2 tRNA genes are annotated in these 276 nt (G+C 47.8%); both read left to right on the forward strand.

Annotation, left to right across the window (positions count from 1 at the left end):
• The first annotated feature begins 110 nt into the window (after positions 1 to 110).
• Positions 111 to 184, forward strand: a tRNA-Cys gene (locus tag CWS31_RS17505).
• A gap of 4 nt (positions 185 to 188) precedes the next feature.
• Positions 189 to 273 (forward strand) — tRNA-Leu (locus CWS31_RS17510).
• Positions 274 to 276 lie beyond the last annotated feature (3 nt).

Consider the following 276-nt stretch of genomic DNA (forward strand, 5'->3'; position numbering starts at 1 on the left):
AGCATCACGTTGCCAACGTGAATGTCACGAGTTCGAGTCTCGTTAGCCGCTCCAATTTAACTTTAATAAGATTTGTTGATATTGATATCAAAACATCGTTGAGACAAAATGGCGGGTTGGCAGAGTGGTTATGCAGCGGATTGCAAATCCGTGAACACCAGTTCGATTCTGGTATCCGCCTCCATTTTGCCCGGGTGGTGGAATTGGTAGACACAAGGGATTTAAAATCCCTCGCCGAAACGCGTGCCGGTTCAAGTCCGGCTCCGGGTACCATTT

Origin of the sequence: Colwellia echini, assembly GCF_002843355.2 — a bacterium.
GTDB lineage: Bacteria > Pseudomonadota > Gammaproteobacteria > Enterobacterales > Alteromonadaceae > Colwellia > Colwellia echini.